The sequence below is a fragment of the Nocardia sp. Root136 genome (genome assembly GCF_001427185.1).
Taxonomy (GTDB): Bacteria; Actinomycetota; Actinomycetes; order Mycobacteriales; family Mycobacteriaceae; genus Nocardia; species Nocardia salmonicida.
Map to the genome: position 1 here is coordinate 359,901 of NZ_LMFE01000009.1, position 24,680 is coordinate 384,580.

The window sequence follows — 24,680 nt, forward strand, 5'->3', positions numbered from 1 at the left end:
GTTATTTTATGTCAGCGGCGACTGATGTGCGAAATCGCGCATCCGGGTAGCGGTCAGCTCGACTGGTCGGCCCGCTCCCGCGCGCGTTCGGCCGCAGGCAGCCGCGCGGCCAGCATCAGGATCGCCGCCATCATCACGGCAACGACAAGCAGGATCGCGACGACCCCGTGCCGGAAGCCGACGAGGAACGCGGTGCGCACCGCGCCGGCCAGTTGCCAGCCGAGTTGATCGTCGACCGAGATCGCGGTCGCGACGCTGCGGCCGAGTGGTTCACCGGTGACGGCGAGCCCGTCACGGGCGGCGACCTGGGCCGGCACCACGAATTTCGCCTTGTACCCCTCACCGACGAGGCCACTCACCACCGCGACCCCGAGCATGCTGCCGAGCTGCACGACAACCGACTGCGCCGCGAACGGGATACCGTGGCGCGTGGCGGGCAGCGCCGCGCTGATGGCGCCGAGCGCGACGGTCATCACGATGGCGAGCCCGGCGTTGACCACCGTCGCCATCACCACGATCGGCATGAGTCCGCCATCGACATCGGCCAGCAAACCGACAGCGAGCCCGTCGAGGACGGTCGTCAGACCGACGATCAGCGGCACGATCGTGTTCGTGCGTCGGTAGAGCGCCGAGCCGGCCCACGCGCCGAAACCCGTCGCCGCGCAAGTCGGTCCGAAGATCGCGAGACCAGCGAGAACCGGGTGCTCGGTGCGCACCGCCTGCAGGTACTGGACGACGAGGAACACCATGCCGAAAGTGGCGACGACCGACGTGGCGAGCGCGAACATGGCCGGGCGTACTCGCGGTTCGGCCCGCAACAGCCAGTCGTGCGGCAGCTCGCCCGCCCGCCGCGTCATGGTGGCGACCACGAGCAAGCCGAAGCCGGCGAGCAGCGACGCCAGCACAGCGGGCGCGGTCCAACCCCAGTCCGGCGCGATGATGAAGCCGAAGGCGAGCAGCGCCGCACCGGCGACGGTCGCGATGACACTCGGCCAGTCGACAACCGCGTCCGGGTCCGGCCGCGAGGTGGGAACGAGCGCGACAATGCCGACGAACAACGCGATCGCGATCACCGATTCCACCGCGATCACCCGCGTCCACCACACGTGCCCGAGCAGCAACGCGCTGATCAGCGGCACCACCGTCACCCCAGCCGCGACCGCGGCACCCCACAGCAGAATCGCTTGCGCCCGTTGCAGGCCGGGGGCACTCACCCGCAACAGCGTCGCCAACGCCGCCGGCACCATCGCGGCGGCGCTCGCGCCCATCAAGATCCGGGCGATCATCAGCGGCAGCGAGGTCGATTCGAGGGCCAGATGGGCGAATTGGCCGACCAGATATCCCAGGTAGCCGTAGGTGAGCAGCGGTTTCGGGCCGAAACGGTCGCACAGCACGCCGCCGAGCATCAGAAACGCCACGTGGGAGATCACATACGACTTCGGAATCCACAGCGAGAAAGCAAGGACATCGCGGTCACCGAGCTGCTGGAGCAACGTCGGCACCGCGATGGCGTGCATCGAGATGTCCTTGCTCACCAAGAATCCGGTCGCGCACACAATCAACAGGACCGGCCAGCGTCGACGTGGCCTGACCTGTTTCGGCGCGGGTTCAGCCGGTGCGGACCTGGTCGAGCGGAGGCTCCGAACTGTCACTTGTACCCTTACTGGCCGCGCGGTTCCCCTGCGGAGCAGTTTCGACCATCGGCGGCAATCCCGCCAATCGACGTGGCGCGAGCAGCTCGTCGACCTCGGCGCGGGTCAACACTCCTTCGGCTACCACCAGATCGGCCACGCTCGTCCCGGTGGCAAGGGCCTGTGCAGCGACTTTCGCGCATTCGGCGTAGCCGAGCTCGGGCGCGAGCGCGGTGACGACGCCGACCGATCGGCGCACGCCATCGGCCAAATGCTCACGGTTGGCCGTGATGCCCGACACGCACGCCCTCGCGAGGGTATCGACGGCCGCAGTGAGGTGGGTCAGCGACTTCATCATGCTGTAGACGATGACCGGTTCGAAGGCATTCAGCTGCAGCTGTCCGCCCTCTGCGGCCATGGTGACGGTGAGGTCGTTGCCGATCACCTCGAAGGCGACCTGGTTCACCAGCTCGGGGATGACCGGGTTCACCTTGCCCGGCATGATCGACGAACCTGCTTGAGCGGTCGGCAGATTGATCTCCCGCAACCCCGCCTGCGGGCCGGAGGAGATGAGCCGCAGATCGTTGCAGATCTTGGAGAGTTGGACCGCCGCCCGCTTGAGGATTCCCGAAACCTGTACGAAGGCACCGCAGTCCTGCGTCGCCGCGATGGGATTGTCGGCGAGGGTCACCAATTCACCGGTGATCTTGCGCAGATGGCGGCAGGCCAGCTCAGCGTAGTCGGGGTGGCCGTTGATGCCGGTACCGATGGCGGTGCCGCCGATATTGCACTCGAGCAGCAGCAGCGTCCCCTCGGCGAGCCGGTCGCAGTCCTCGCGCACCATGGTGGCGTAGGCGCCGAATTCCTGCCCGAGGGTCATCGGCACCGCGTCCTGCAACTGGGTGCGGCCCATCTTGATGACGTCGGCGAATTCGATTGCCTTGCGGTCGAAGGCATCGGCGAGGGCGGCGAGGGCGGCGACGAGTTCGCGCAGGTAGCCGACAAGGCACAGCTTGATCGCGGTCGGGTAGACGTCGTTGGTCGACTGGCCGAGGTTGACGTGAGTGAGCGGGTGCAGTTGGTCGTAGTCGCCGCGCGCGAAACCGAGCAGCTCGAGGGCCCGGTTGGCGATCACCTCGTTGGCGTTCATGTTCGATGACGTGCCGGCGCCGCCCTGTATGGGATCGATGGGGAACTGGTCGAGCAACGCCCCAGCCCTGATCTCCGTGCACGCCGTGCTGATCGCGTCAGCGCGACGCGGGTCGAGCAGCCCCAATTCCCGGTTGGCTCGGCACGCGGCCTGCTTCACCGCGGCCAATGCCCCGACGAGCAGCGGAAAATCACCGATCGCGGCGCCGGTGACGTGGAAGTTCGCCAAGGCTCGTACGGTGTGCACGCCGTAGTAGGCGCTCGCGGGCACGGCGAGATCGCCGATCGAATCATGTTCCAGTCGGGGCTCGGCCAACGATTGCGCGGTCGACATCAGCACTCCTTGCGATTGTCGTTATCAACGTCGGCGGCAGCGCGCTCGGCGCCACGACGTCGAGACCGATTGAAGCATCGGCGCGACAGTGCCGACGTCGCGCGAGAGCCTCGTGGACGAGGTGTTCATCTGGATGAACACCACCAACGAGGAAAACACACTTGCCTAACAAGGAATTAACGGAAACTCGACGGTTAGGTGATTGTCGCGCCGGTAGGCTCCGTTGCTCGACGACAAGTGAGGCGAAACCATGGCTGAAACAATCATTATTTCGCCGAGTGAAGTGCGCGCCGGCGGCAACGAACTACTCGCCGCGAAAGCCGGCTTGGATGCCGTTCTGGCCATCCTTCGAACGGTGGTCGCCGCCAACGGCACCGAAACCTGGGGTGATGATTCCTATGGTCGGCAATTCGCCGACGGGAAAACCGGGTATCGCAGTTCCCGCACGAATCTGCTCGACGGCGGCCGTGATTTCGCTACCACGATCGGCGAGTTCGGGACCGGATTGATCGGTGCGGCCGACCGAACCGACCGCACCGAGGCCGGCAATACCGCACGCTTCTGAGGCGCATCCGTGTCGCTGCATTGGCCGTCCGAGTTACGGCTACTCACCTACGTCGTCGGGCAGGTCTGGCCCGACGGTGACGAGGACAAGATGTTCGCCATGGCCCAGGGCTGGCTCGATGCCGCCGCCGCCATGGAGTCGAGCGTCGCTCCCGCGCTGCGAGCTGCCGAGCATCAAGCGCTTCGTGGCTATGTCAGTGGCAGTGGGCGCGCGTTCATCGCCGCCGAACTCGACAAACTGTTGGTCGGGGAGCAGTCGATCGAGCAGCTGGCCGCCAACTTCCGCCAGATCGGCACCTCGACACGGCATGCTGCGACAACCATCGAAGAGACCAAGATCATGATCATCTTGTCGGTCGCGATGCTCGCCGCGCAGATCGCCGGGGCCTGGTTGTGGCCGCCGACAGCGCCGGCGGTCGAGGCAGCGGCGATCGGTGCCACGCGCGCGGCGGTGTACCGGGTGAGCAATCGCGCGCTCGCGGTCATCGGCGAGATCCCCCATCTGGGTGAGCAATTGGTGAAGGTACTGCGCTATCTGCCACGGTTGACCGATGAGCCGGGACGCGTGGCGCGCGTTCTCGCCCAGCGACCAACCGCCCTGGCTGCCAGAGCGACTCCTGGTCTCTACGAGGGTTTCGTCGGTGCCGGACTACGCGGCACCACCGCGCGCGCGTTGGCCGAACTGCCCGCCGACACCGTGAAGTTCTTGCTGGAGAAGGGCATCAACAACGTCATCGTCTCCGGCGGGCTCGACGTGATGGTCCAGGGCATTCAGCTGGCCGAGGGTCACCGCGACGAGTTCAACACCACCGAACTCGGGATGTCGATCGCGGCCTCGGTCGGCGGGTGGTACGCGGGCGCGCTCGTCGCGACCCATGTCGGCCGGTTCGGGGCCAAGTTCCTCACCGGGCTCGGCAAGGATCCAACAGCTGGGCTGTGGGGCGCCGGCCTCGGGATGGCGGCCGGCACCGTGCCGACCGTGGTATCCACCCTGGTCGGCGGTGGGATCGCGGCGGGTTTCACCGGGTCGTTCGATCCGACCGTCGGCTTGATCGGCGCGTTGTCGGCCAACTCGATCATGGGTCTGCAACGCGGCTATATCGGCATGCGTGGGCTCGAGCCGGGTGCGACACGCGGCGATGACGGGGTGGTCATCGCGACCGACACCGCCCTCGGCGGAACCCGGACGGACGGCGTCCCGGGCTCGGCCGACCACCCCGGTGGCAATGGCCGACCGGCCCAACCACAAGCGGCACCGACGAAGTCGACCTCGGACTTGATCCAGGAGGTTCGTGCCCGCGACGTGTCGGGATATCGAGAGGCCCGCGACCGAGATCACGCGGCCATGCGATCGGATACCCCACCCGCGCAACCGCGCGCGCACCGCGATGCCCATCTTGCCGAGCAGCGGAGCACGATCAGCGAATTGTCGCGCAGTCAGCGGGCCGTGCTCAACGCCGAGCTCGATCATGTGCGGGCGCGCAGTCGAGCGACAACACCCGACGACCCCGAATTGGCCTTCGCCGCCGAGCGACTCGGGGCCGCACAACTCGCCGACGCTCGTGTTCGCTCCGATGCCGAACGCGCCCTGTTTGATTCAGCCGCACCAGGCCCGGTCTCCGCCTCGCGCAACCGAGCCGATGCCGAGGCATCGGATGCCATCGAATTGACCGAGCTGCCGCCACTCCGGCGGGCCGGGGCGGACGAGGACCACGCGATCACTCCTGCACCGCCACGTCACACCGGTCAGCCGGACGACGCCGCGGGCGTCGCCGGACCCAAAACCACACCACCACAACGCGATATAGACAGTTCGTCGCAACATGAGTCGCACGCTCGACGCCGTTCCACCGACGAGGGCTCCGCAGAACACGACTCGACTGTCGAATCGGCACCGCGTCGGAGCACTGACGACGATTCGACCGACGCGCCACTCTCGCGCGAAGCCGCGTCCGCACTCGCCCACGCTGACGGCCGCATCGCCGATCTCAAATCCGCGCAGGTGAATTCGGCCCGAGCGCTGGATCAAGCCAATGCCCGAGGTCTCGAGCAGGCGACTACACGTCGGGACCTGGCGCGTGCGGACTTGGCCCACGCCAAGCGCCTCAACGACGCCGACAACGAGATGCTCGTCCGGCGGCGCGGTGAAGAAGAGTTCGCCTCGGACGAACTCAGGCCGACGATGCGTGCGGCCAACACCGATCTGGAACGCCAGATCACCGCCCGTGACCGCCATATCGACGATACCGTCGCCCGCGTCGCGATCGCCGAGCAGCAGCTGAGCACCGTACGCGCCCCGCTCGACCGGGCGGCCGGCGAGCAGGACCGGGCGATGGCCGCGGCGCGCAAGGCCGTCGACGACCTGTCGGGTCCGGGTCGCGGCGAAGGTGAACAGTTCGCGAACCACGCCGGGCGACTGCGCGCGGAGCTCGACGAATTGACGGCGAACCACGACAATTGGCGCATCGAATCCGGTGTCGCCGAACGCCGAATCGAGGCCGAGCTGGCCGCGCTCGACGCGAGCTCGCGCACCGAACGAAGCATGATCGACGGCGGTTACATGAGCGGCAAACCACGCCCGCGCAAGCTCCCGCTCGACCACACCATGCCGGATCCATTCAGCGCCCCGCTCCCGCCGACGGGCTTCGACTTCTGGCTGACAGGGGGACCCGATGCACCACCCGCGCCACTCCCAACCGACGACGACGAGCATCCAGACCCCGAGCCCGACCAACCGCCCGAACCCGACTGCTGACCCTGACTTCGCCTTCACCTTGCGCGCGGAACCGGTCGCGACGGCCCCGTCCGATCCCATCGCCGACGCGCACCGTACCGCGACACGACTCACCACGTCGATCACCGACATCGTGATCGGCGCCGGTCCCCCACAGTGGCGTTCGCTGCACATCAGCACCTCGGTCACCACCACCACGATCACCGCCGACGCGATCTTCACCACGGCCGATGACCGTGCGTTCGAGATCGAAATACCGACCGAGGCAATCGAATTGATTCAAGTCCTACGGCTGGCGACCATCGCTCTGCGGAACTACCCCTGGTGGTACGCGGCCATCGAACGCGACGACTCGACCGCGGTCACCTACGACTTCGGCTACGGCGAACATCCCTTCCCACCCGAACGCCTGCTGCCTGCCACGGCCTACCGCGCCGATCTCGCGGTCTACCCGCGTGAGCGGCTGCCGGTCTGGTTGGCCGCCCATCTGGCCGTCGACGACGGATGGCGAGTGGGACCGACCTTGACCGCCGCCCGCGCCGACCCGGCAGCGGTCGCGACGGAGGTCCGGTTCCTCGCACCGACGACCCTTTTCGCACGGTGGAGCGTCCTCGCGGCCGCCGCGGTCACCGTCGGAAGTGCATGGGGCCCGAGGATTCTCGGATCATCCGCGGTTTTCGAGGCGACCGATGGCGGGGGCGCGACGCTGTCGCTGCTGCCACGCGGGCGTGCGGTGCTTTCGGGCGGGCTGTGGAACGCGCGAGAACTCGACGACGCCTACCACAGTGTCCATGCCATGCCCCGATTCTTCGCCGGCGCCCCGGACTGGCTCGACCTGAGCGTGCTCAATCCACGCGCGCTCACCGGCGAGATGTCGTTCTGCTACTGGTGGGACGGCTCCGGGTGGGCGTGCGGCCAGTCACCGGACCCCACGACCATCGGCCCAGCGATTCCCGGTATGTGGACCCCGCGCACGGTCGTCGATATCGTGTGCGCCGCCCTCGGCCCGACAGCGATTCGATCAGCGGTCGCGACGTTGGTCGAGGCGGCCGAGTTCGGCACGGTGACCCGCGAGATCGGTCACGCCGCCTTCGACACCACTCCCGATGCCGAGACCGACACCGCGTGGGGCCAACTCGCGCTGGCCGGTGTCACCCTCTGAGGCCGACACCAATTCCGGACTAGCCCAACTGGTCTCGCAGACCCCTGATGGTCGCGAGCAGATCGTCCATCGGCGGCGGCGCTTGCTGTTCGAGGATGGTCGCGCCCATCAGCGCGGTCGACTTCCCGGCCACGTCGAGCACCGCTGCGCGCGATGCCTCGGTGACGGCGGCCGCGATCTCGGCGAAACCGAGCGCGCCGATGTCGCCGGCGAACGTGATGTCGACGGCGATCCCGTCGGCGTTCACCGTCACCCGAACCCGCCGACGGCTCGCGGTGCCGACGCCGACGAGTTGGGTGCGTTCTTCCTGAATTCGGGTGAGGTCGGCCATCTTCGCTTGAAAGTCGGTGACCGCTTTGGCGAAATCGTCCACGCGCAGGCTCCTTTCGGCACAGATCGGGGTCAGCGATCCAGAATCCGGTGTCGGTCGTCGGGTTGTTCGGCGTTGGTCGACGGTGCGGTCAGCGGCGCGCGCAGTGGCTGCGGCATGTGCGCGCGGAGGGCGGCCAGATCGGGGAACAGGTCGGTGATCTGCGGCATGCCGTTCGTGCGCGCGGTCAGCGGAGCGAGCAACTGGGCCTTCTTGGTTTCGACCTCGGCCGCCGCTGCCTGCGCGGCCTTCACCGTCGCTTTGGCGATCTGGCCGAAGCTCACACCGCGGAGTTCGTCAGCGTAGACCGTCTCGATGATCGACCCGGACGCATTGACCGTCACCGTGATTCGGCCGTGTTCGGCCGAGGCGGTAGCGGTCAATGCCGCTGCGGCACCACGCATTCCCGCCATTCGGCCAAGGGTCTCGGTGACCGAGTCGATCAGGTCGGCCGCCTCGGCGGCGGCGCGGTTGTTCTCCGGCCGGATCACGACGCGCGCACCTCGGCCAACGCCTGCGCGAGTCCGTCGGACTCGATGCGCAACCCGGCGTAGCGAGCCAGGTACTCGACGACATCACCGGCCGGGCGCTGCCCTGCCAGGTCAGGTAACAACACGAGGAACCGCGTCGGGTACGGCTCGGGCTCACCGACGAGCGCGACCAGCTGACCATCGCGCATCCGCAGCACGAGCAGCGGCTGGTCGTCCTCGGCGACATCGGCGAAGGGCGCCTTCACCGCCCACTCCAGGTCGGTGATGGTGATGTCGACCCAGCCGATGGGTGTGCTCGCGCCGAGCGATGGCCACTGTCGTGGATCGATCGAGACAAGCGCCGGGTCGAGCCAGGGTCGGCGGCGGTCGAGTTCGGCGACGAGTCGGCCGAGGAAGTCGAGGATCCGCTCCTCGGTGAACCCGCCCGCGAGCTCGACGGTCGTGGCAGGCAGTGCGTCGGCGGCCACCGCGTGCGCCAGCGCGGGATAGAACTGCTCGACCGTCGCGGCATAGCTGACCCGGTCGATCAGGTCGTCGGCCGCGTCGACGATCAGCTGCGGGTCGGCGAGGTCATCGATGTAGATCATCGACGCGCACAGTTGCACGACCAGCGTCGGCTCAGCTTCGGCGTCGGCAGGCTCGGCCGTCGCGGGTGCGGCCTCCTGCGCGATCAACCCACCGAGCGAGAACGGCCGATCAGGCGCCTCGACGACTGACAAGTCGGGATAGGGATCGCCGGTGTTCGGGCGATACCGCAGGTAGAGTTCGGCTTCGGCGGCACTGAGCTCCCCGACGAAACCGACCTCCCAGGCCAGAGCGGCTGCGATCTGGTCGGTCGAGAGCAGCCCGTCGGGCAGCACTTCGTCGGTGGCGAGGAACCGTGGTTCGGCCGCCGCCGTGCTGCCGAGGCTGACATGTAGGTCGTTCGCGTCGGTCGCGCATCCGCCGGTCGCATCGACGGCGCCGGGGGCGATGGTCACACAGGTACCGCCGACAGCGACCACCATGGTCCCGTCGGCGTGTTTGCCGAGTAGCCGTGGCATATCCGCTCCTTATCTCGGGTGAGGCGACCGTACTGAGCCCGACCGGGACGGGCGAGTCGAGCCGGAATCGGCGCACCCGACGTTCATCTGCCCGTCACTGGGCTCACGGGACATTGCCATCAGCACGGACGATGTCGCGGGCGATGAGCGCGGCCGATCGCTCCAGCATCGGCCCGGCAGGCAGTTGACCGATGAACTGCCATGGCACGAGTTTGGGTTTGCCGAGCCCGAGCACGGTGGCCGTCGCGGTGTCGGGGATGCCGAAACGGACACCGGTATCGGTGACGTAGAACAGCGCGTCCCGGCGCGTGCTGTCGGGCTCGATCCCGGTGGCCTGCACGAATTCGCCGGTGCCTGTGGGCAAATAAACCGATCGGGCGCCCTCACCGGAGACGGTGGCGACCGGCGCGGCGGCCGCGTCGAGCGGAAGTGCCCGCCCGACGAGCACATTCAGTCGCGCGGCCTGCGCCTCGCCGGTGCGCGACCAGGCCGCGCAGGCGATCGGGTCGGTGTCGGTGGACACCACGGTCGGGGTCTTCGCGGGAAATTGCCCGACCGGCAGCACATCGAGCACCGGCAAACCGCCGATGGCGTCCGGCGCGACAAGCGGAATCATGGTGTGCCCCATCGAATCCGCACTTCGCAGCAGCTCAGCGGTGAACTCACTGACCTTCTGCACCCCATCGGCGAGCACGACGTAGGATTGCGACCCGGTCACCGTCTCGACCCGAAGCACCGTGCCGACAACGAAGTTCCCGTTGCGTACCCGGCTCGGGCCGCCCGCGCCCGGCACGATCGGCACGGCCAGGTCCGGCACGGCGACCGTCGCGTTGAGCAGACTCGTCCCGACCGGGCGTTGGCGGACACCGCGCAGACCGAGGGTGGCGACCATCGCATCGCTGTTCATGTCGACGCGGGCGCGTTTGCCCTCGTAGATCAGGTAGGTCGCGCCGTCCCGTGTCACAAGCAGCGCCTCGTCGGCCGCCGCGGCACGGACCTGAGATCCCAAGCGCGGCGTGCCGTCGAGCACCGTTGTCCGCAAGCCGTCGATCGAGTCCTCGCACAGCGTCCATGCCGAACTATCGCGATCGCGAGGACCCGGCAGAGCCGATGGCGCGCCGGGAATTCCGAGCAGCGGACCGCGCGGCATCGAGGTCAGCTTGGTGTCCTTGACCGAGGTCGGCGCCTCATCGCTCTGGGTGATCAGCCGCGCCGAGGCGAGATTCAGCACCGGATGCAGCGTCTTGTCGACAACAACGTAGACCGCGCCGCTGCCCGACCCGAGCAGAATCTTCGCATCGCCGACCTGCCCCTGCGGACGCAGGAAGGCGAGCACCGCGCATCCGGCGGTGACCAGGATCGCGAGCACGAACCCGGTCATCAGCGAACGGAATTGCACGCGCATCGGGTCGTGCAACATGCGCACGTCGCGGCGCACGAGCGCGTGTTCGAAACGCTGCAGCAAAAAGCGATAGCCGTTTACCTGAGCGCGGGTTGTCAATTGTGCGGGCATGAGCAATTCCTCTACGCGCGTGAACAGTGTGTGCGTGAACCCGCACTTTTGATCGACCTGTGGGAGGCTACCGCACCACAAGGACGCGTGCGATTGGAGATGACCGAGAGTGAATAACGAGATACCGCCCATGATTCCACGACTGCCATTGGCCGTTGTACTACCGGCAATGGGCGCCGGCACGGTAGCCGCGACCGGGGCAATCAGTTTACGCGCACCGCTGTGGTCGGCTATTGCGCTCGGCACAGCAATCGCCGCGCTCGGTGCGACAAGAATTCACCAAACGAATATTTGGCGAATTCTCCACATGCGCATCGACCTCTGGTTGCGAAATCGCCGAGAAGCGGTGCCGACGCCCCCGGCCGAGCCGTTCGATATCGCCGTTCCCGACTCGTCCGGCGCGCAGTGCGGCATGCGTTGGGACGGCACGCACCTGATCACCATGCTCGCGCTCGACCGGACAACGGTCACGCCGACGCTGCTCGCGACCGACGGGCCGAGCAGCGGGGTCACGCTCTCACTAGCCGATGCCGCCGATTGCCTCGCCCAGTTCGATATCCGCCTCGCCGCTATCGACGTAGTCACCCTCGGGATGCGTACCAAGGGCCCGGACGATGTGGTCCGGCTCTACGAACGCCTGCTCGGTCCGCTGCCCGCTGCCGCGACCCAAACCGTATGGCTTGTCCTGCGTTTCGACCCGCTCGACAATGTCGAGGCGATCGACATTCGCGGCAGCGGCCAGGAGGGCACGGTCCGGACCGCGCTTGTCGCGACCCGCCGGGTCGCCGCGCGCCTGGCGAGTCAGCGGGTGCGCGTCACCGCGCTGACCGCCGCCGAACTCACTACGGCAGAGTCCGTGATGTTCCACGACGTCGCGCCGCGGGAGTGGGCCGAGAGCTGGCGCACGCTACGGACAAACGGCTTCGAGCTCGCTGGATTCGGTCTCGCCCCCGACCGCCTGAACGCCACGACCCTCGGCGCGGTGTGGCGGTTGCCTGCCAAATCGGTGCTCACCCGAGTTCGACTCACGCCGGCGGCGGCGACCGCACCCGGCTCGCGTGCGAGCTCGGTCGCGGTGTCGGCACTTGTCCGGCGGGACCTGGCCGGCACCGGCCACCACGACGACGACGGCACGCCCCGCGCGCTCGGCCTGCGGGCGCTGCGCGGCTGCCAGCGTCAGGTGCTGCTCGACGGCGGCCAGCTGGAAGCCGCGGATCTCCTGCGCACGACGCCGCAGCAACTGGCCGAGTTCACGGTCGCCGCGGCCGGGTCGGGTCAGGTCATCGGTGCGACGCGCGAGGGACTCGGTGTCGCGGTGCCGCTGTTCGGCCCCGATATCCGGCGGGTGGAGATCGTCGGCAGCCGCCGGCTCGCCATGCTCATGGTGTTGCGCGCGGTCGCCGTCGGCGCCCAGGTGATCGTGCACAGCTCGCGACCGGTGGACTGGGCCTGCCTGGTCGACGCGGTCGGCACCCCCACCGCCCTCGCGGTCTCCTCGCCGGGCAGCGCCCAGCACACCGCGGCGGCGACGATGATCGTCTACGACGGTGTCGCCTCGACCGGCCAGGTCTCCGAAGCGACCGCCGTACACGTGCGAGCAGCCATCGAAGCACCGTCGGCGCTGCTCGGAGCCGACGTGGTCCTGATCGAGGACGCGACCGACCCGACCACGGTTCGGGTGCGCACGCAGGGCGAGGAACTCACCGTCGCGGTCGTCTCGATCGCAGCCGAAGCCGCCTATCTGACTCCGGCCGAGACCCGAGCCGAAGCCGAAAGCGAGCGGGCGGAAAGCGAGCCGACCTTGGCCGCGGTGTGACAACCGACATGGGCCCGTCGCCACTTGGCGACGGGCCCATGTCGGTTGCCGATCGACGGCTAGAAGTAGAAGTCGTCGGCGACCGAGCCGTCAGTGGCCTGCGCGTGCGCGAGCGCCTTCTCGACGGCGCCCTTGAGGTTCTTGAGGTTGATCAACAGGTCGTCCATATCCCCCATCAACTTGACGTGTGCGTGCTTGAACGCGGCAGCGCCGCCGTCGGCGCCACCCTGCCAGGCGATGCCGGTCAGGGACTTTTCTGCGGCGATGGCTTTCTGCTGCTCCTCGGTGATACTGGTTTCGTACTTTCCGAGGTCGGCGATCAGGACTTGGACACCCGCGGGATCATAAAGCATGTACTCGTTCCGTTCTAGTTGTAGTTGACGCTCAGCGTCGTGAAGCCGTCCATGCTCTCGTCATCGGCGGCTGCGACCTTTTTCTCGCCCGCCATCAGCGCTTCGGAAACAAGTCCGAGATCCTTGTTGACGTCGCGAATCCGATCTTGCAAAAGGTTGGCGGCCTTCTCGAACGCTATTTGGGCGCTACCTTCCCACTTCGGCTTCGCATCCTGCACCGCGTCGAAAAGACCGTCGACCGACTTGTCGATCGGGGCTATCACCGCGGCGTATTCATTCGCGTGCTTCTGGAAAGTCGCGAAATCGAGATGCACAGCATCTTGACCGGCCATCAGGGGTCCTTTCATCGAGGGATGTGACATTGCCGGAGCAGATTCTCCGGACGTTATCGGGGGATAATTCAGCGACGACTCACGGCATCCACCGACCGGTGGGCAACGACTCGATAATCGCCGCGATCACCTGGACGAGGCGGCGGTCGCTGCCGGGAGCGAGGGTTGTCCACGCGCGCCCGTCCTCGGCGATCCGGCCACCGGCGATCACGCGGCCGGCCGGGGTGTCGTAGACGGCGGCGGTCGCGGGTGCCCGGCTTGCCCACGCCGTAGTTCGCTCGCCGTTGTGGTAGCAGACCAGTTCGCCGAGTGCGGTCCGCTCTCGCAGGGCGAGCCCGAGCGTGGTGGCATCGCGTTCGGAGAGCCCGAGGTGGTAGGCCGCTTCGGCGTGGTCGATTGCCGGATCATCGAAGCGGGCGCGCAGGTCGTCGGTTGGCGCGGTCAGTGTCGGCACATCCGCCGGCGGGCACCGACCGAGCACACCGACCAGGGGTTTGGCGAGTTCGACCGGGTCCTCGTCGCCCCAGACCGAGCGCACGTCGAGACCGTCGCCCGCGCGGATCGCGATGGCGTGGGCGAACCCGCGCCGCGCCAGGCACACCCTGGTCATCGCGTTGGCGCGCCGCAGCCGCAGCACGAGCGCGCGTTCGGGGCGAGCGAGCACGGCGAACGCGGCGGCCAGGTCGTCGTCGACGACGGTGTGCTCGTCATCGAGCACACCGTCGGCACGCAGGTCTGACAGCGTCGCCGCTCGCGCTGCCGCGAACCGACCAGGTGTCCGATGGGTGTTGCGGACGGCGAGCACGGGCGGAAGTACCTGAACTCCGAGGATATTCGCGACGGTGAGCACGCCGTCGACGGTGAGCGTCGTCATACGGCACCCGCACCATCGCCCGAACCAACCGCCGCGCGCACGCCACCGAGCACGGCGGGCGCGGTGGCGAAACCGGCTTCGACCACGCTGTAGTTCGCCGATTCCTCGGGTTCGGCCGCGCTCGCCCGTTGCCCGCTCACGAACGGGGTCGTCGACGAGGTCGCCGCCGGTGTGGTCGGCGGCGCGACCAGCGGCGGGACGCCGGACGCCGCAGATATCGCCGAACCCAGCTGTGGCGCAACGGTTGTCGCGATCGGCGCGGTCGAGGAAACGACCGGGGTCATGACCAGCGTTTCGGCCCCGACCGCGACCGTCGGAGTCGGGGCAGGCAGGTGCAGGTTCGACAGGTCGATGGTTGGCACCGCGCCGGTCAGGGTTTCCGGTGCGACCGTCGCGGTCTTCGGTTCGGGTGTTTGCGGCGGATCGGATGGCCGGGCGAACGCCTGCTCGGCGAGCATCGCGGCCGCCGCTGAGACCATGGGCGCGGGATCCTGCTCCCACGGGGTGGCGAGTTGGGTGCTCGCGGACTCATAGGTGGCCATCACCCTCGCCGCGAGGTCGCCGAGCTCGTCGACCTGGTGCTCGGCCTGATCGAGCATCCCGGCCAGCGGGGCGCCGAGCAACGTCCCGCTCACCAGTTCCTTCGCGGCGTCGATCGCGGCGGTCAGCTCGCCGAGGTGCGGCATGGCGAGGTGCGCAATCTCGTACGACACCGCCTGTTCGGCCGCGACGGCCGCGTTCTCGGTCGCCGCCGCGGTGATGTCGTCGAACCAGTCAGCGAGCAGCGCCAATTGGGCGAGCCCGTCACCGTTGGACTCCGAGGCCCACGCGGTGCCGATCATGGTCAGCAACGCGCGGTACTCGGCGCCTGCCCCGGCGAGGCCGAGCGCGAGCGCGGAATATGCCACACCCGCCTCAGCCATCGGCCCGGGGCCGGGCCCGGTGCCCAGCTCGGTCGCGAGTTGCTGCGGCGGAACGGCATTCCACATCGTGCCGGTGAACCCGGCTTGCGGCGGCTCGAGCATTTACATCAGCGACCGGAAGAGATCGCCGCCATCGTTCTCGGTGCTCTCGACCAAGTCGGCGTGCGCCCGCAGGTTGGCCGCGACCTGACGCAGTTGGTCGATCCCGCCCGCGTAAGACTGCTGGAACGAGTCACCGACCGTGCCGACGGTCTGCGCGGTTGTCCGCGAGACCGGGTCGAGCGCGGCGGCGACCGGGCTCAGCGACGTGGTCCGCAGGCGCAGACTGCCCTCGAGGCCGTCGGCCAGCTGGTCGAGTCGGCAGGCGGCCGTCCTGGCCAGTTCGTGATCGATTTCAATGCGGCTCATGGAAAATCCTCCTAGAGGCTGAACTTGATGTCGTCGTTGGTGGGCCCGGCGGCGTCGCAGGTCGGGGTGACGCCGATGACCGGCGTCGAAGCGTCAGCGGGCGGTCCGCCGACCAGTTCGTCGACGTGGCGGGCGTCGACGAACTCCTCATGCGAGCCGCCGGATCGGGCGCGATCGAGCCCCGCGAGCCCGCCGGTTCCCGATCCGGGCAGCAGCGGCGGCAGCACTTCACCGACAGTCACCGCGGCGCCCGGGGCAACCCCGGCGCCGCCGAGGGTCGGCCCCGTGAGCACCCCGTCGACCTGCCACGCGCCGAGCGGTGTCGCGGCGGGCGTCACCGGCCCCGCACCGTACGTGGCGGTCGACAGTGGCTGTGCGGCAGCTGTTGTCAGATCGCTCTTCGGGGTTGTCGTCGCCGCCGGCTTCTCGGTGCCGGACGTGGTCTGTGGGAGCACCTGTGTGCCGACCTGCCCGACGAGGGAAAGCAACGGGGCAACTACCTGCTGGAGCTGGCTGAACACCTGCTGCAGGTCGACCTGGCCCGCTGTCGAAGTCGTCTGCGCCCCCAGTGGTTCCGGCACAGCGGTCGAGGCAACTCGACTGACCGTTCCGGTCGTGGGCGAGGCGGCCGTCGCCACCGCGCGCGCACTGTTCGCCACCTTGGGCACCTTCGGCTTCTTGACCGGCACCGGCTTGCCCGCCTCGGTCATCTCGGCCGTATGCCCGACCAGTCGCGCTTTGGTCTCGGCGGTGATGGCCATCGCCTCGGACCCCGCCTCGATCGCACTCGCCAACAGCGCCGCCTGTCCGGGCGGGGTGACGAGCGTCGGCCCGAGCGCGACCGATGTCATCGCGAATCGCGTTGCCACCATAGCCATTTGCGCATATCCCGTCGCGACGGTGCCCGCGGCGGCTGCCGTTGTCAGGTCGACGCGCATGGCTTGATCCGAGATCGTGGCCGAGGTTGCCATGGTCTCGGTCGCGGCCCCGGCTGCGGCTTTCGCCCCAGCCGATTCCATCGACTGCAACAGCTGCAGCCCCGTCGACAGCAGCTGCGTCGCGGTACTCACCGAATCGACAACGGTCTGCAATACCGCCTGCGGGCTCACCGCGCCCGTCCCGTTCAGATTCCCGTCACCGAAGCCGCCGAACAGATCGGTCACCGGCTTGATCAGCGCGGCGGGGTCGAGCACGGGCAGCGGCGGCAACCCCGGCAGCGGCGGCAGGGCAGGCAGTTGCGGCAAGGTCGGCAACCCGATCCCCGCGAGTACCGCTTGCGGGGAGGTCACTTCGCTCGACCGAGCGGGGTGAACGACTCGGCGCTGCGCCGCTCGCTCGTCTCGTAGGCGTCGGCGGCCGCGTGCGCGGTGTGCCCGGTGGCGGCAAGGGTCTGCGCCAGGTCGATGACGGCGGTGAAGTGGTTGGCCTGGGCGAAGGCGAAGCTGGTGAGGAACTCCTGGCCGATCAGACCGAAAACCGGTACCGCGGCGGCGATTACCGCGACCTGGTCGGCCACTCCCGCAGCGGCGAGCGCCACCGCGCCGGCTTCGGACAGGTCGCCGAACTGACGGAATGTCTGCGGCTCCACATGGACTACGTTCATCGCGGCACCCTCCTCGGGCTGATGATCTGCGAACTCGAAAACAGTGGGTTCGAGCAGGAAATCTAGTGAGAAACACGTCGGCGGCAACTGCTCGGATCGCGCGAACCCAGCTGTTCACGTGCGCGTTATTCGTTCATCTCGGCGTTGAATTCGATGACCAACGCAGCGCGTCCGGCGAGCGCTCGCCGCGCGGCGAGCGCGGCGGTTTCGACGAGAGCACGTTCGAACTCGGCCGGAGTCATCTCCGAAATCGCCTGCGTGAGTGCGATATCGAGCAGTTTCGCGCCGGCGTCGACGGTGACGGTGATCGCGCCGCTCGCGTCGGTGTGCGCGACGCGCAGCGCGGTGAGCGAGTCATCGAGCCGACGCAGGGTGTCGAGGCGGGCGCGCGCGGTCTCGTGCAGTGTCTCGAAATCAGTCGACATCTGTCCTATGCCCGATCCAGCCAGCTGCGCGGCTCATAGTCGTGGTCGGCCTCATAGCCGAGTTCGGCTTGCTCGACCTGCGCCAGAACCGGAAGTCCGAGCAGGTCGAGCGCGTCCGGCGGTACGCCGAGGTCGGCCAGGTAGGCCCGCCGACGCAGGCCTGCGCGGTCGGCAGCCTGACGACACAGCACAAGCAGGTCGTCGGCGAGGTCGGCGGGGCTGCGCCGGAGCTGGTCGGCGTTCACCCGTACCGCGAGTGGTAGGCCGGAGTCGGTGGTACGCACCGTGATCGCGCCGCCACGCAGTGCCGCCTCATCGACGGTGTAGGCGGCGAACCGACCTTCGGCGAACTCACCTTCGACGGTCTCGCCCGCAGGACCGGCCGAGTCCGTACCGGAAACCGGCGGCTCCGGATCGCCGGTGGCGAATCCGTCGAAGGGCAGCCCCGCGTCCCAGGCATCCGGTTCGATGTCGCGGTCATACATAGCGTTCGTCCTCCAATGTCTGGTCGACCGTCGCGATATCGGCGCCGATCAACTCGGCCAGGTGCGCGCGGTCGACCGGGGTGGCAATCTGCTCGTCGTCGGTCAGGATCGCGTAGCGTCCGTCGCCGACCAGATCCCGCCAGTCGATCCGATAGGGACGCACCCCGCGCGGACCGAAAATCGACGCACCGAGCCGGGTTTCGATCATGCCGAGGCACTCGACCGGTTGACTCAGCCAGGTCGCGCTCGCCCGCTCGCCATCCAGCTCGCTGTCGTAGACCCGCGACGCCCGACAGCGCGAGTCGGTGCCGTCCGCCCGCCCGGCGGTACTCAGTACCAACCGGGGTCCGCGCCCGGCGGCGCAGAACGGCAGCGCCCCGACGACGGCGGCGGCGAGCCGCGCGCCCGACCCCGAGCTCACCGTGAAACCACCACTGTGCCAAATGGTTTCACCTGGCAGTTGCTGGATCAGGGTCGCGCCCTCGCCCTGTCTCGCTGCGATGACGCGCACCCGCCGTAGCGGATCGCCCGCATCGCGTGGATCGAAGGCCTCCGCCGTGACGACCACGTCGGCGTTGGCGACCCGGTTCAGCGCGGCGTACAGCGCGCCGTCGTCGGTCTCGGCGAGCATGTCGAGCGCGGCGACAGCCAGGCGCTGCCAACCATCGGCGTCCTCGCCGCGATAGAGCGCGAACAACGGAGGCGGCAATCGGTCCTTGAACAGCGAGTCCCACGCGGCGATCAGCTCGACATCGGTGAGGTGCCAGGTACGGCTCATCGGTCGAGCACCGGCCGCACACTGCGCTCGGGCACGCCGAGCGCCTCATCGAGGTGCTCGGTCGAGTTCAGGTACTCCTCACGCTTCTTCTCACGCTCGTCACCATTGCCGGTGCGGCCGGGCATCCCACCGAAGGGCATGCCCGGTCCGTATCCGCCGGCCGGGCCCGCTCTACCGACGAACCGCTCCTCCGGTATGGCAGCGACCCGGGGAAAGAGCTTGGGCTCGATATTGCCCAGCTTGGCGACCACACCGCCGCGCGGTCCCCCGACTCCGCTCAGCACCGGCAATCCACCGCGTGGGAGGATCGCGTTCGTCACAAGCGGTGCGCCGATGGGTATCTCGGGCTCATTGGTCGCCAGGGTGTTCAGCGGATTCAGGTCCTGGTTCAGCAGCTCCGACAGGCCCGGTGTCGACTCCGGCGTCGTGATTTCCGGGCTCGTGCCCTCTCCCGGTGTATCTCCGGTCAGCGGCGACTGATTGCCCGATGGACCATCACCGCCTTCGCGCTGCGGTTGATCGACCGGGGTGTCATCGCGCACCGAACCAGGTGATGTGCCACCACCACCGCCGCCGCCGGACGAGGTCTCGTTCCCGTCCTCCTCGTGCGTCTCGTTCGACGGCAGGTTCTCCGGCGGGTCGTAGGATTCGATGGGCGGCGGGTTGATCGCGGTTGGCACCGGGAGCTTCACGATGCGCGTCGTTGTCGTCACGTAGTTGTTGGAGTAGTAGGTCTGGAAGTTCTCCTGATACCGCGTCAGGTTGACGCTGTTGAGCATCTGCGCGGTGATGCTCGTCCCCGGCGGCGGCTGCGGGGTCGGCGGCATGGCGTTGGTCTTGGTCTGCTGCAGCCAGCCCGAAGTGAAAAGCAGCGCGTCGCTCATCAGCCTCATATCCTTTGTCAGTTGTTGGGAGACGGTGACGTAGTGATCGGTCGCGGCGATCGCCCGCTCCGCGCCCGCACCTTTCCACTGGTCCGACACCGAATTGATGCTGGTCCGCAGGGTCGTGAAGCCGGTGTCCAAATGCGTGGCAAGCCAAGACCACACGCTTGCGGCGGCCGCGACGGCGGGCGCGTCGATCCCGTTGCAGACCACCCACAGCGTCTCCCAGCTCAGTTGCGCGCCGAGCTCAGGACCGAAGCTGAAAGCGTCGTATTCGGTGCCCAGCAATGGCGCGGTCGGCGCGTTCGGCACCGTCAGTACGGGCGGGACACCTGTTGGCAGTGTGCCTTTGGGCTCATCGAAGGAGATCTCGTCGAAGCTGACCTCCGAGTCGTGCTCGGTGCGCTGATACTTCTGGCCGGCGGCGACGAAGGTCTCTCCCATCACGGTGAGAATGTCGCGGTGGCTGTTCACTCGATCGAGAAGCTGGGTGCCGAACTTCACGTTGAAGATCGTCCACATCAACTGACCCGAAACACTCGCCGCCACCGGCGGACTCGCGACGCCGACGTTCTGATGAATCCAGTCCTGCGCGCCGACGACGAGTTCGAGCATGGTCTCGACATGGGTGGCGGCCCGCTGCGCGGCCCCCGGTTCCAGCAGCAACAATCCGTTACCCGCCGCTTTCGGCAGGTCGGTCCACAGTGACCCGCCGGGACCGTTCTCGTCAGCTGCCATTGTCACTCCCGTGTTGGTGAGAAACTTCGCGCCTCAGCGCAGTTGGTCCCGGAATAGATTCAGCTCGGCCACCATCGCGGCCGGCCCTTCGTAGTGCGGCCGGTCATCGCGGCCGGTGCCGTATAGCGCGGCGACCTTGCGCGCGACCGCGGCGACCGCGACGCGTGAGCACTCGACGATCACCTCGGCGAGCTCGTCGTAGTCGAGATCGCCGACATTGCCGGAGAGGCGCAGGTCGATCATCACCCCGTCGGCGTTGACCGCGACCGTCACCCGGCCACCCTGCGCCGCGCCGACCGCGTAGAGCAGAGCGCGTTGCTGTTGCAGCTCGATGAGTTCCACCGTCTCCGGGTCGAGACCGGGCACGGGGTCCGGGCGCGGACCGCGCTCATCGGGTGGGGTGAGCGAGGCTCGCGGCGGCGATGGCAGTTCGTCCTGCGGTGGCAGCCAGTCGACCAGATCACTGAGCTTGGGCAGGCGCGCGTGCAGCGAGCGCAGTGGCGCGAGCAGCTCATCGGCTCGGGCGCGGACCTGCTCGGCGGCCTGCTGAGCAGCGCGCAGCGTAGACCTTGCCAGTTGGCCGTAGCTCAATTCGTCGATGTCGTCGGCGAATTCGATCCGATCGACCGCGCCCGACGCGTCGGCGACGACGGTGATCCGCTCACCCTCAACCGACACCGTCGCGGTCAACTGCCGCTGGTGGATTTGGGCGGCCGCGATGCCACTGATCAGCTCGACCACCTCGTCGAGCACCTGCGTGGCCTCGCCCCTCAGCCGGTCACCGGCCGCGCCGCGCTCACTCTCCGTCGTCATACACGCTCCCCCGGACAAACCCGGTGCGCGCCTCATCGCCACGCACCAACAGCACTTCACCGATCTGCCGATCGATCGCCTTGGCCAGCCCGGCGGCATCGGTGCCGATGGCGGCTACCGGCGGACCGATATCGATCAGATATCGACCGTCATCGACGTGGTCCTCCCAGAACACCGCCTTCCTCACCTGACCACGCGGCCCGAACGCGGAGTGTCCGTGCGTGATCAGAATCCGGCCGACCGTCGCCTTGGGGGCGCGCTGCCAGTCACGACCGCGCACTTCGTGGTCGCCGTCGCCCACGTCGTAGAGGGTGCTTCGCCCGTGCCAATGGTCGAACTCGGCCGCGCTGTCGTGGCTCGGCAGCACGACGCGACCCCGACTGCCTGCCGCCACATCGGGCAGCTCGGCCACCAGCAGTGCGGTGAGGGCGCTCGCGTCGCATTCGGTCAAAACGAGCTGGTCGTGACTGTCGCGGGTAGTTGTGTGAAACCCTTGCATCACCAGGGCCCGATCACCGAAACGCTTGGCCGTCACCGTGATGTTCCCGCTGAAGTCCGCTGGATCGCGCTTGTCGCGACCGAGCACAGCGATTCGCACGTCGGCGGTGAGAGCCTTGGCCAGCACCTCGGCGAGCGCGGGGTCCCAGTTGGCCCGCAGCTCGCCCCACACCCGCGCCTTGACGAACTCGTACTCGTAGGCGCGTCGAACTTCCGATCGGAAGATGAAGGGCCAGTTCGTGTTTCGATCGAGCAATCGCTGTCGCAAGACGCGGTACTCGAGGCCGGTGAGATGCCATGTCTTTTCCATCAACGCTGTTCCTCCACAGTGACCTGGCGCCCGAGGGGAACGCTCGACCTCGGCTCGGCCTCGGTGCGCAGTTGGGCGGTGGTGAACACCGGCTCGACCGGTGCGCCCGCGCCTCGATCACCCTCGGGAAGCAACGCTCGAATCATCGGTTCCAGCACCGGAATCGGACCGGTCGCGCCCGGCGGAAGCAGGGCGAGCTCGAGCTCGCCGATATCCTCGCCGATCTGTTCGGCGGCGGCCGCGATCGCGTCCTTCACCGTCATCGAGCCGTTCTCGACGGCCTTGGCCAGGGCTTGCAGACCAGGGCCGAGCTGGGCGATCAGCTGATTGCCCAGCTGGACCAGACTCGGCAGACCAGACGAGATCAGTTGCAGGACTTCGGAGAACAAGCTGAGTAGATCGGCTCCGGTCGAGCCGCTTCCACCACTCGACCCAGCGGAACCGCTTGCCCCGGTCGCCGGACCGGTCGGTCCGCTTGCTTGCCCGGGGCTGCCGGTCGACGTGCCGGTACCGCCGCTCTTCTTCTCGTCCTTCTTGTCGTCCTCTTTCTTACCGCTGTCCTTGCTGCTGCCGCCTGATCCTTGGCCGCCGCCGGAACCTGATCCGTTGGAGCCGCTTCCGCCGCCCGAGCCGCTGCCGTTTCCGCCGCCCGAGCCACCGCTGCCGCTNGGTCGTCGGCTGCGTACTGCTCGGTCCACCGCTCGGCAGGCTGCTGCCGCCTGATCCTTGGCCGCCGCCGGAACCTGATCCGTTGGAGCCGCTTCCGCCGCCCGAGCCGCTGCCGTTTCCGCCGCCCGAGCCACCGCTGCCGCTGCCGTTTCCGCTGCCGGAGCCGCTGCCGCTGCCGCCGCCTGATCCGCTGGCACCGCTCGAGCCGCTGGCGCCCGCGGGTGGTGTGGGGTCGGCGTAGGCGGGGATGCGGGCGGCGAGTTGGCGCATGCCCGGTGGGTAGCCGATATAGCCTGCCTCGGTCGAGTCCCACCAACTGATGACGTTGGCCAAGTCTTTAGCCGCGTCGATGCCGTTGATCTCGTCGACTTCTTTGTCTACGAAAGTGGCTTGACTGTATCGGGGTAGGTGTGACCAACAGTAGAGGCCGAAGTCGCCGGTATCGCCGAGTAGGTCGGAGGTTCCGGCGATCGCGGCGCGTAACGCGCTCGCTTGGTCGAAATAGGCGTTGAGGCACACGACGGCTTGGTCGGCGCCGGCGCCCTTCCAATTCCCGCTCGTGAACGCGGGTGCGACTTTCATTCGAAAGTTCTCCACCGACTTGTTCCAGATCGTCGACGCCGTTCGCCACTGTCCGGCCATTTCCCACACCTTGCCATCGTTGCGGTCGAAGATCGCCGCGATGTTCAGGTAGTCCATCAGCGAGAAGTGGTCACCGGACTCGATTTCGGCCTCAACGGCCCGCTGCGCGCGCGTGTCGATGGTGCTACCCGAAGCGCCACTACTACCGGACGCTCCGCTGCTACCGGACGCGCCGGATCCACCACCGGTGGCCTTGGGCGGGCCGTTCTTCCACGAACCGCCCGAGATCGGACTCCATATGATGAGATCGGGAGCGAGATTACGCGCACTCGGCGCGTTGAACAAACTCTCATTATCCAACTCGGTATGCGTGAAAGCTTTATACGCGGCCGCGAAAGTGTTACCCATGTCAGCGACAACTGTTTGATACTTACGTAAGGCAATGGCCAGTTCGAGCGCCTTGTTCTTCAACTGCAGGAACATCATCTCCATACTACGGAGAGTGGTTGTCAAGTTTCGCGCGTTGATATGCTCGGAATTGTTATAGGTCCAGTTGGTGACCGAGTCCCACTTGATCGCCTCGATCCCGTTGGCGAGGCCGAGGATATCGGCGACATGATCCTCGCACGCTGTCGTCAACGACTTCAGCGTCGCACCATCGACATTGAGCAATTGCAGCTTGCCCTTATCGGCGTTGTCCAGCAGACCATTCCACCCGGTCTTACCGCCGCCGCTCGGCTCCACCATCGTTTCACCCACCACACTTCCGCTCGATGCGGCCAACCTAAACACGACCGACCCGGCCGCTCAGGTCAGCGAACACATGATCCCGGTTTCGTCATCTGCGGTTAACCACGCCGAGCCCGCGACCTCGCGGATTGTCCGATCGCGGTCGGCGAGCTCGTGGATGCGGATGAACAGCCGGTGTACGCGAGCACCGCCGAATCCCCACACCCGCACCGAATCAGCTGGTCGATGCTAGGAAAACAACGAGGTGTGGCACAACGGCAGGAGAGGTGGGCACGATGGCGGGCTCGACGGGACACGGCACGACGGGGTGGCCCGCCCTACTCGCCAACGCCGACCGAGGCAAACTTCAGCTGCTCAATGTCGATGGTGCGACGCTGAAGTCGTTGACGACAGCGTGCGAGGATCATGTCGCCGATATCCTCGGCCTCGCCAACGGGATCGAGGCGAT

At 67.6% G+C, this 24,680-nt stretch carries 23 protein-coding genes and 1 pseudogene; 4 read left to right on the top strand and 20 right to left on the bottom strand.

Going from position 1 to position 24,680, the window contains the following annotated elements; translation table 11 throughout:
• Window positions 1-53: 53 nt before the first annotated feature.
• Both ASD42_RS24740 and ASD42_RS24745 read right to left on the bottom strand, forming a co-directional pair.
• Complete coding sequence (locus tag ASD42_RS24740) at window positions 54-1,652, bottom strand: MFS transporter (RefSeq protein ID WP_327153451.1); 1,599 nt, start codon at window positions 1,650-1,652, stop codon at window positions 54-56.
• Window positions 1,609-3,114: an aspartate ammonia-lyase gene (locus ASD42_RS24745; protein WP_084787301.1), complete on the bottom strand. Its 1,506-nt coding sequence runs from the start codon at window positions 3,112-3,114 to the stop codon at window positions 1,609-1,611. Before ASD42_RS24745 ends, ASD42_RS24740 begins: the two co-directional genes overlap by 44 nt.
• Window positions 3,115-3,364: 250 nt before the next feature.
• Here ASD42_RS24745 and ASD42_RS24750 point away from each other — a divergent pair, with 250 nt between their 5' ends.
• From ASD42_RS24750 to ASD42_RS24760, 3 genes are read left to right on the top strand one after another with little or no spacing between them, the layout of a single operon-like run.
• The gene (locus ASD42_RS24750) at window positions 3,365-3,679 is read left to right on the top strand and encodes a hypothetical protein (RefSeq protein WP_156677575.1); all 315 of its coding nucleotides are present in this window, start codon (window positions 3,365-3,367) and stop codon (window positions 3,677-3,679) included.
• A 9-nt stretch (window positions 3,680-3,688) separates the two neighbouring features.
• Window positions 3,689-6,433 carry a WXG100-like domain-containing protein gene (locus tag ASD42_RS24755; protein ID WP_056820905.1) on the top strand — a complete coding sequence of 915 codons (2,745 nt, stop codon included), beginning with the start codon at window positions 3,689-3,691 and terminating at the stop codon, window positions 6,431-6,433.
• Window positions 6,351-7,574, top strand: a complete 1,224-nt coding sequence (locus ASD42_RS24760) for a hypothetical protein (protein ID WP_056820906.1) — start codon at window positions 6,351-6,353, stop codon at window positions 7,572-7,574. The genes ASD42_RS24755 and ASD42_RS24760 overlap by 83 nt, the downstream gene beginning before the upstream one ends.
• A gap of 19 nt (window positions 7,575-7,593) precedes the next feature.
• Here ASD42_RS24760 and ASD42_RS24765 read toward each other — a convergent pair whose 3' ends face one another.
• The 4 genes from ASD42_RS24765 to eccB form a co-directional block, all read right to left on the bottom strand.
• Window positions 7,594-7,947, bottom strand: a complete 354-nt coding sequence (locus ASD42_RS24765) for a YbaB/EbfC family nucleoid-associated protein (protein WP_056820907.1) — start codon at window positions 7,945-7,947, stop codon at window positions 7,594-7,596.
• Window positions 7,948-7,976: 29 nt separating this feature from the next.
• Window positions 7,977-8,435 carry a YbaB/EbfC family nucleoid-associated protein gene (locus ASD42_RS24770; RefSeq protein ID WP_056820909.1) on the bottom strand — a complete coding sequence of 153 codons (459 nt, stop codon included), beginning with the start codon at window positions 8,433-8,435 and terminating at the stop codon, window positions 7,977-7,979.
• The gene (locus ASD42_RS24775; protein WP_056820911.1) at window positions 8,432-9,478 is read right to left on the bottom strand and encodes a hypothetical protein; all 1,047 of its coding nucleotides are present in this window, start codon (window positions 9,476-9,478) and stop codon (window positions 8,432-8,434) included. The genes ASD42_RS24770 and ASD42_RS24775 overlap by 4 nt, the downstream gene beginning before the upstream one ends.
• A gap of 103 nt (window positions 9,479-9,581) precedes the next feature.
• Entirely contained in the window at window positions 9,582-10,991 is a 1,410-nt protein-coding gene (eccB, locus tag ASD42_RS24780; protein ID WP_056820914.1) for a type VII secretion protein EccB, read from the bottom strand.
• Between the two features lie 130 nt (window positions 10,992-11,121).
• Between eccB and eccE the strand changes: the two genes are divergently transcribed.
• On the top strand, window positions 11,122-12,807 hold the full coding sequence (gene eccE, locus ASD42_RS24785; protein ID WP_084787292.1) for a type VII secretion protein EccE: 1,686 nt from the start codon (window positions 11,122-11,124) through the stop codon (window positions 12,805-12,807).
• Window positions 12,808-12,866: 59 nt separating this feature from the next.
• Here eccE and ASD42_RS24790 read toward each other — a convergent pair whose 3' ends face one another.
• From ASD42_RS24790 to ASD42_RS35420, 14 genes and pseudogenes are all read right to left on the bottom strand, one after another.
• Window positions 12,867-13,160 (bottom strand): hypothetical protein, encoded by a 294-nt coding sequence (locus tag ASD42_RS24790; RefSeq protein ID WP_056820918.1) that lies wholly within the window; start codon window positions 13,158-13,160, stop codon window positions 12,867-12,869.
• Between the two features lie 14 nt (window positions 13,161-13,174).
• Window positions 13,175-13,492: a WXG100 family type VII secretion target gene (locus ASD42_RS24795; protein WP_056820920.1), complete on the bottom strand. Its 318-nt coding sequence runs from the start codon at window positions 13,490-13,492 to the stop codon at window positions 13,175-13,177.
• Window positions 13,493-13,571: 79 nt separating this feature from the next.
• Entirely contained in the window at window positions 13,572-14,366 is a 795-nt protein-coding gene (locus ASD42_RS24800; RefSeq protein ID WP_056820922.1) for an ESX secretion-associated protein EspG, read from the bottom strand.
• Window positions 14,363-15,391: a PPE domain-containing protein gene (locus ASD42_RS24805; protein ID WP_056820923.1), complete on the bottom strand. Its 1,029-nt coding sequence runs from the start codon at window positions 15,389-15,391 to the stop codon at window positions 14,363-14,365. Before ASD42_RS24805 ends, ASD42_RS24800 begins: the two co-directional genes overlap by 4 nt.
• Window positions 15,392-15,697, bottom strand: coding sequence for a PE family protein (locus ASD42_RS24810; RefSeq protein WP_056820926.1), 306 nt, complete (start codon window positions 15,695-15,697; stop codon window positions 15,392-15,394).
• Between the two features lie 11 nt (window positions 15,698-15,708).
• Entirely contained in the window at window positions 15,709-16,986 is a 1,278-nt protein-coding gene (locus ASD42_RS24815; RefSeq protein WP_056820928.1) for a hypothetical protein, read from the bottom strand.
• Window positions 16,983-17,300 carry a type VII secretion target gene (locus ASD42_RS24820; protein WP_063893734.1) on the bottom strand — a complete coding sequence of 106 codons (318 nt, stop codon included), beginning with the start codon at window positions 17,298-17,300 and terminating at the stop codon, window positions 16,983-16,985. The genes ASD42_RS24815 and ASD42_RS24820 overlap by 4 nt, the downstream gene beginning before the upstream one ends.
• Window positions 17,301-17,425: 125 nt before the next feature.
• A complete protein-coding gene (locus tag ASD42_RS24825; RefSeq protein ID WP_056820930.1) occupies window positions 17,426-17,725 on the bottom strand; it encodes a hypothetical protein in 300 nt (99 codons plus the stop codon).
• Window positions 17,726-17,730: 5 nt separating this feature from the next.
• The gene (locus ASD42_RS35415) at window positions 17,731-18,210 is read right to left on the bottom strand and encodes a hypothetical protein (protein ID WP_235569815.1); all 480 of its coding nucleotides are present in this window, start codon (window positions 18,208-18,210) and stop codon (window positions 17,731-17,733) included.
• Window positions 18,203-18,988, bottom strand: a complete 786-nt coding sequence (locus ASD42_RS24835; protein WP_056820932.1) for an ESX secretion-associated protein EspG — start codon at window positions 18,986-18,988, stop codon at window positions 18,203-18,205. Before ASD42_RS24835 ends, ASD42_RS35415 begins: the two co-directional genes overlap by 8 nt.
• On the bottom strand, window positions 18,985-20,610 hold the full coding sequence (locus ASD42_RS24840; RefSeq protein WP_056820933.1) for a hypothetical protein: 1,626 nt from the start codon (window positions 20,608-20,610) through the stop codon (window positions 18,985-18,987). Before ASD42_RS24840 ends, ASD42_RS24835 begins: the two co-directional genes overlap by 4 nt.
• Before the next feature lie 33 nt (window positions 20,611-20,643).
• Window positions 20,644-21,423 (bottom strand): YbaB/EbfC family nucleoid-associated protein, encoded by a 780-nt coding sequence (locus ASD42_RS24845; protein ID WP_056820935.1) that lies wholly within the window; start codon window positions 21,421-21,423, stop codon window positions 20,644-20,646.
• Complete coding sequence (locus tag ASD42_RS24850; RefSeq protein ID WP_056820938.1) at window positions 21,407-22,231, bottom strand: ESX secretion-associated protein EspG; 825 nt, start codon at window positions 22,229-22,231, stop codon at window positions 21,407-21,409. The genes ASD42_RS24845 and ASD42_RS24850 overlap by 17 nt, the downstream gene beginning before the upstream one ends.
• Window positions 22,231-22,899 (bottom strand): annotated as a pseudogene (locus tag ASD42_RS35420) (hypothetical protein); the annotation flags it as partial. The pseudogene ASD42_RS35420 and the gene ASD42_RS24850, both read right to left, overlap by 1 nt.
• Between the last annotated feature and the right edge of the window lie 1,781 nt (window positions 22,900-24,680).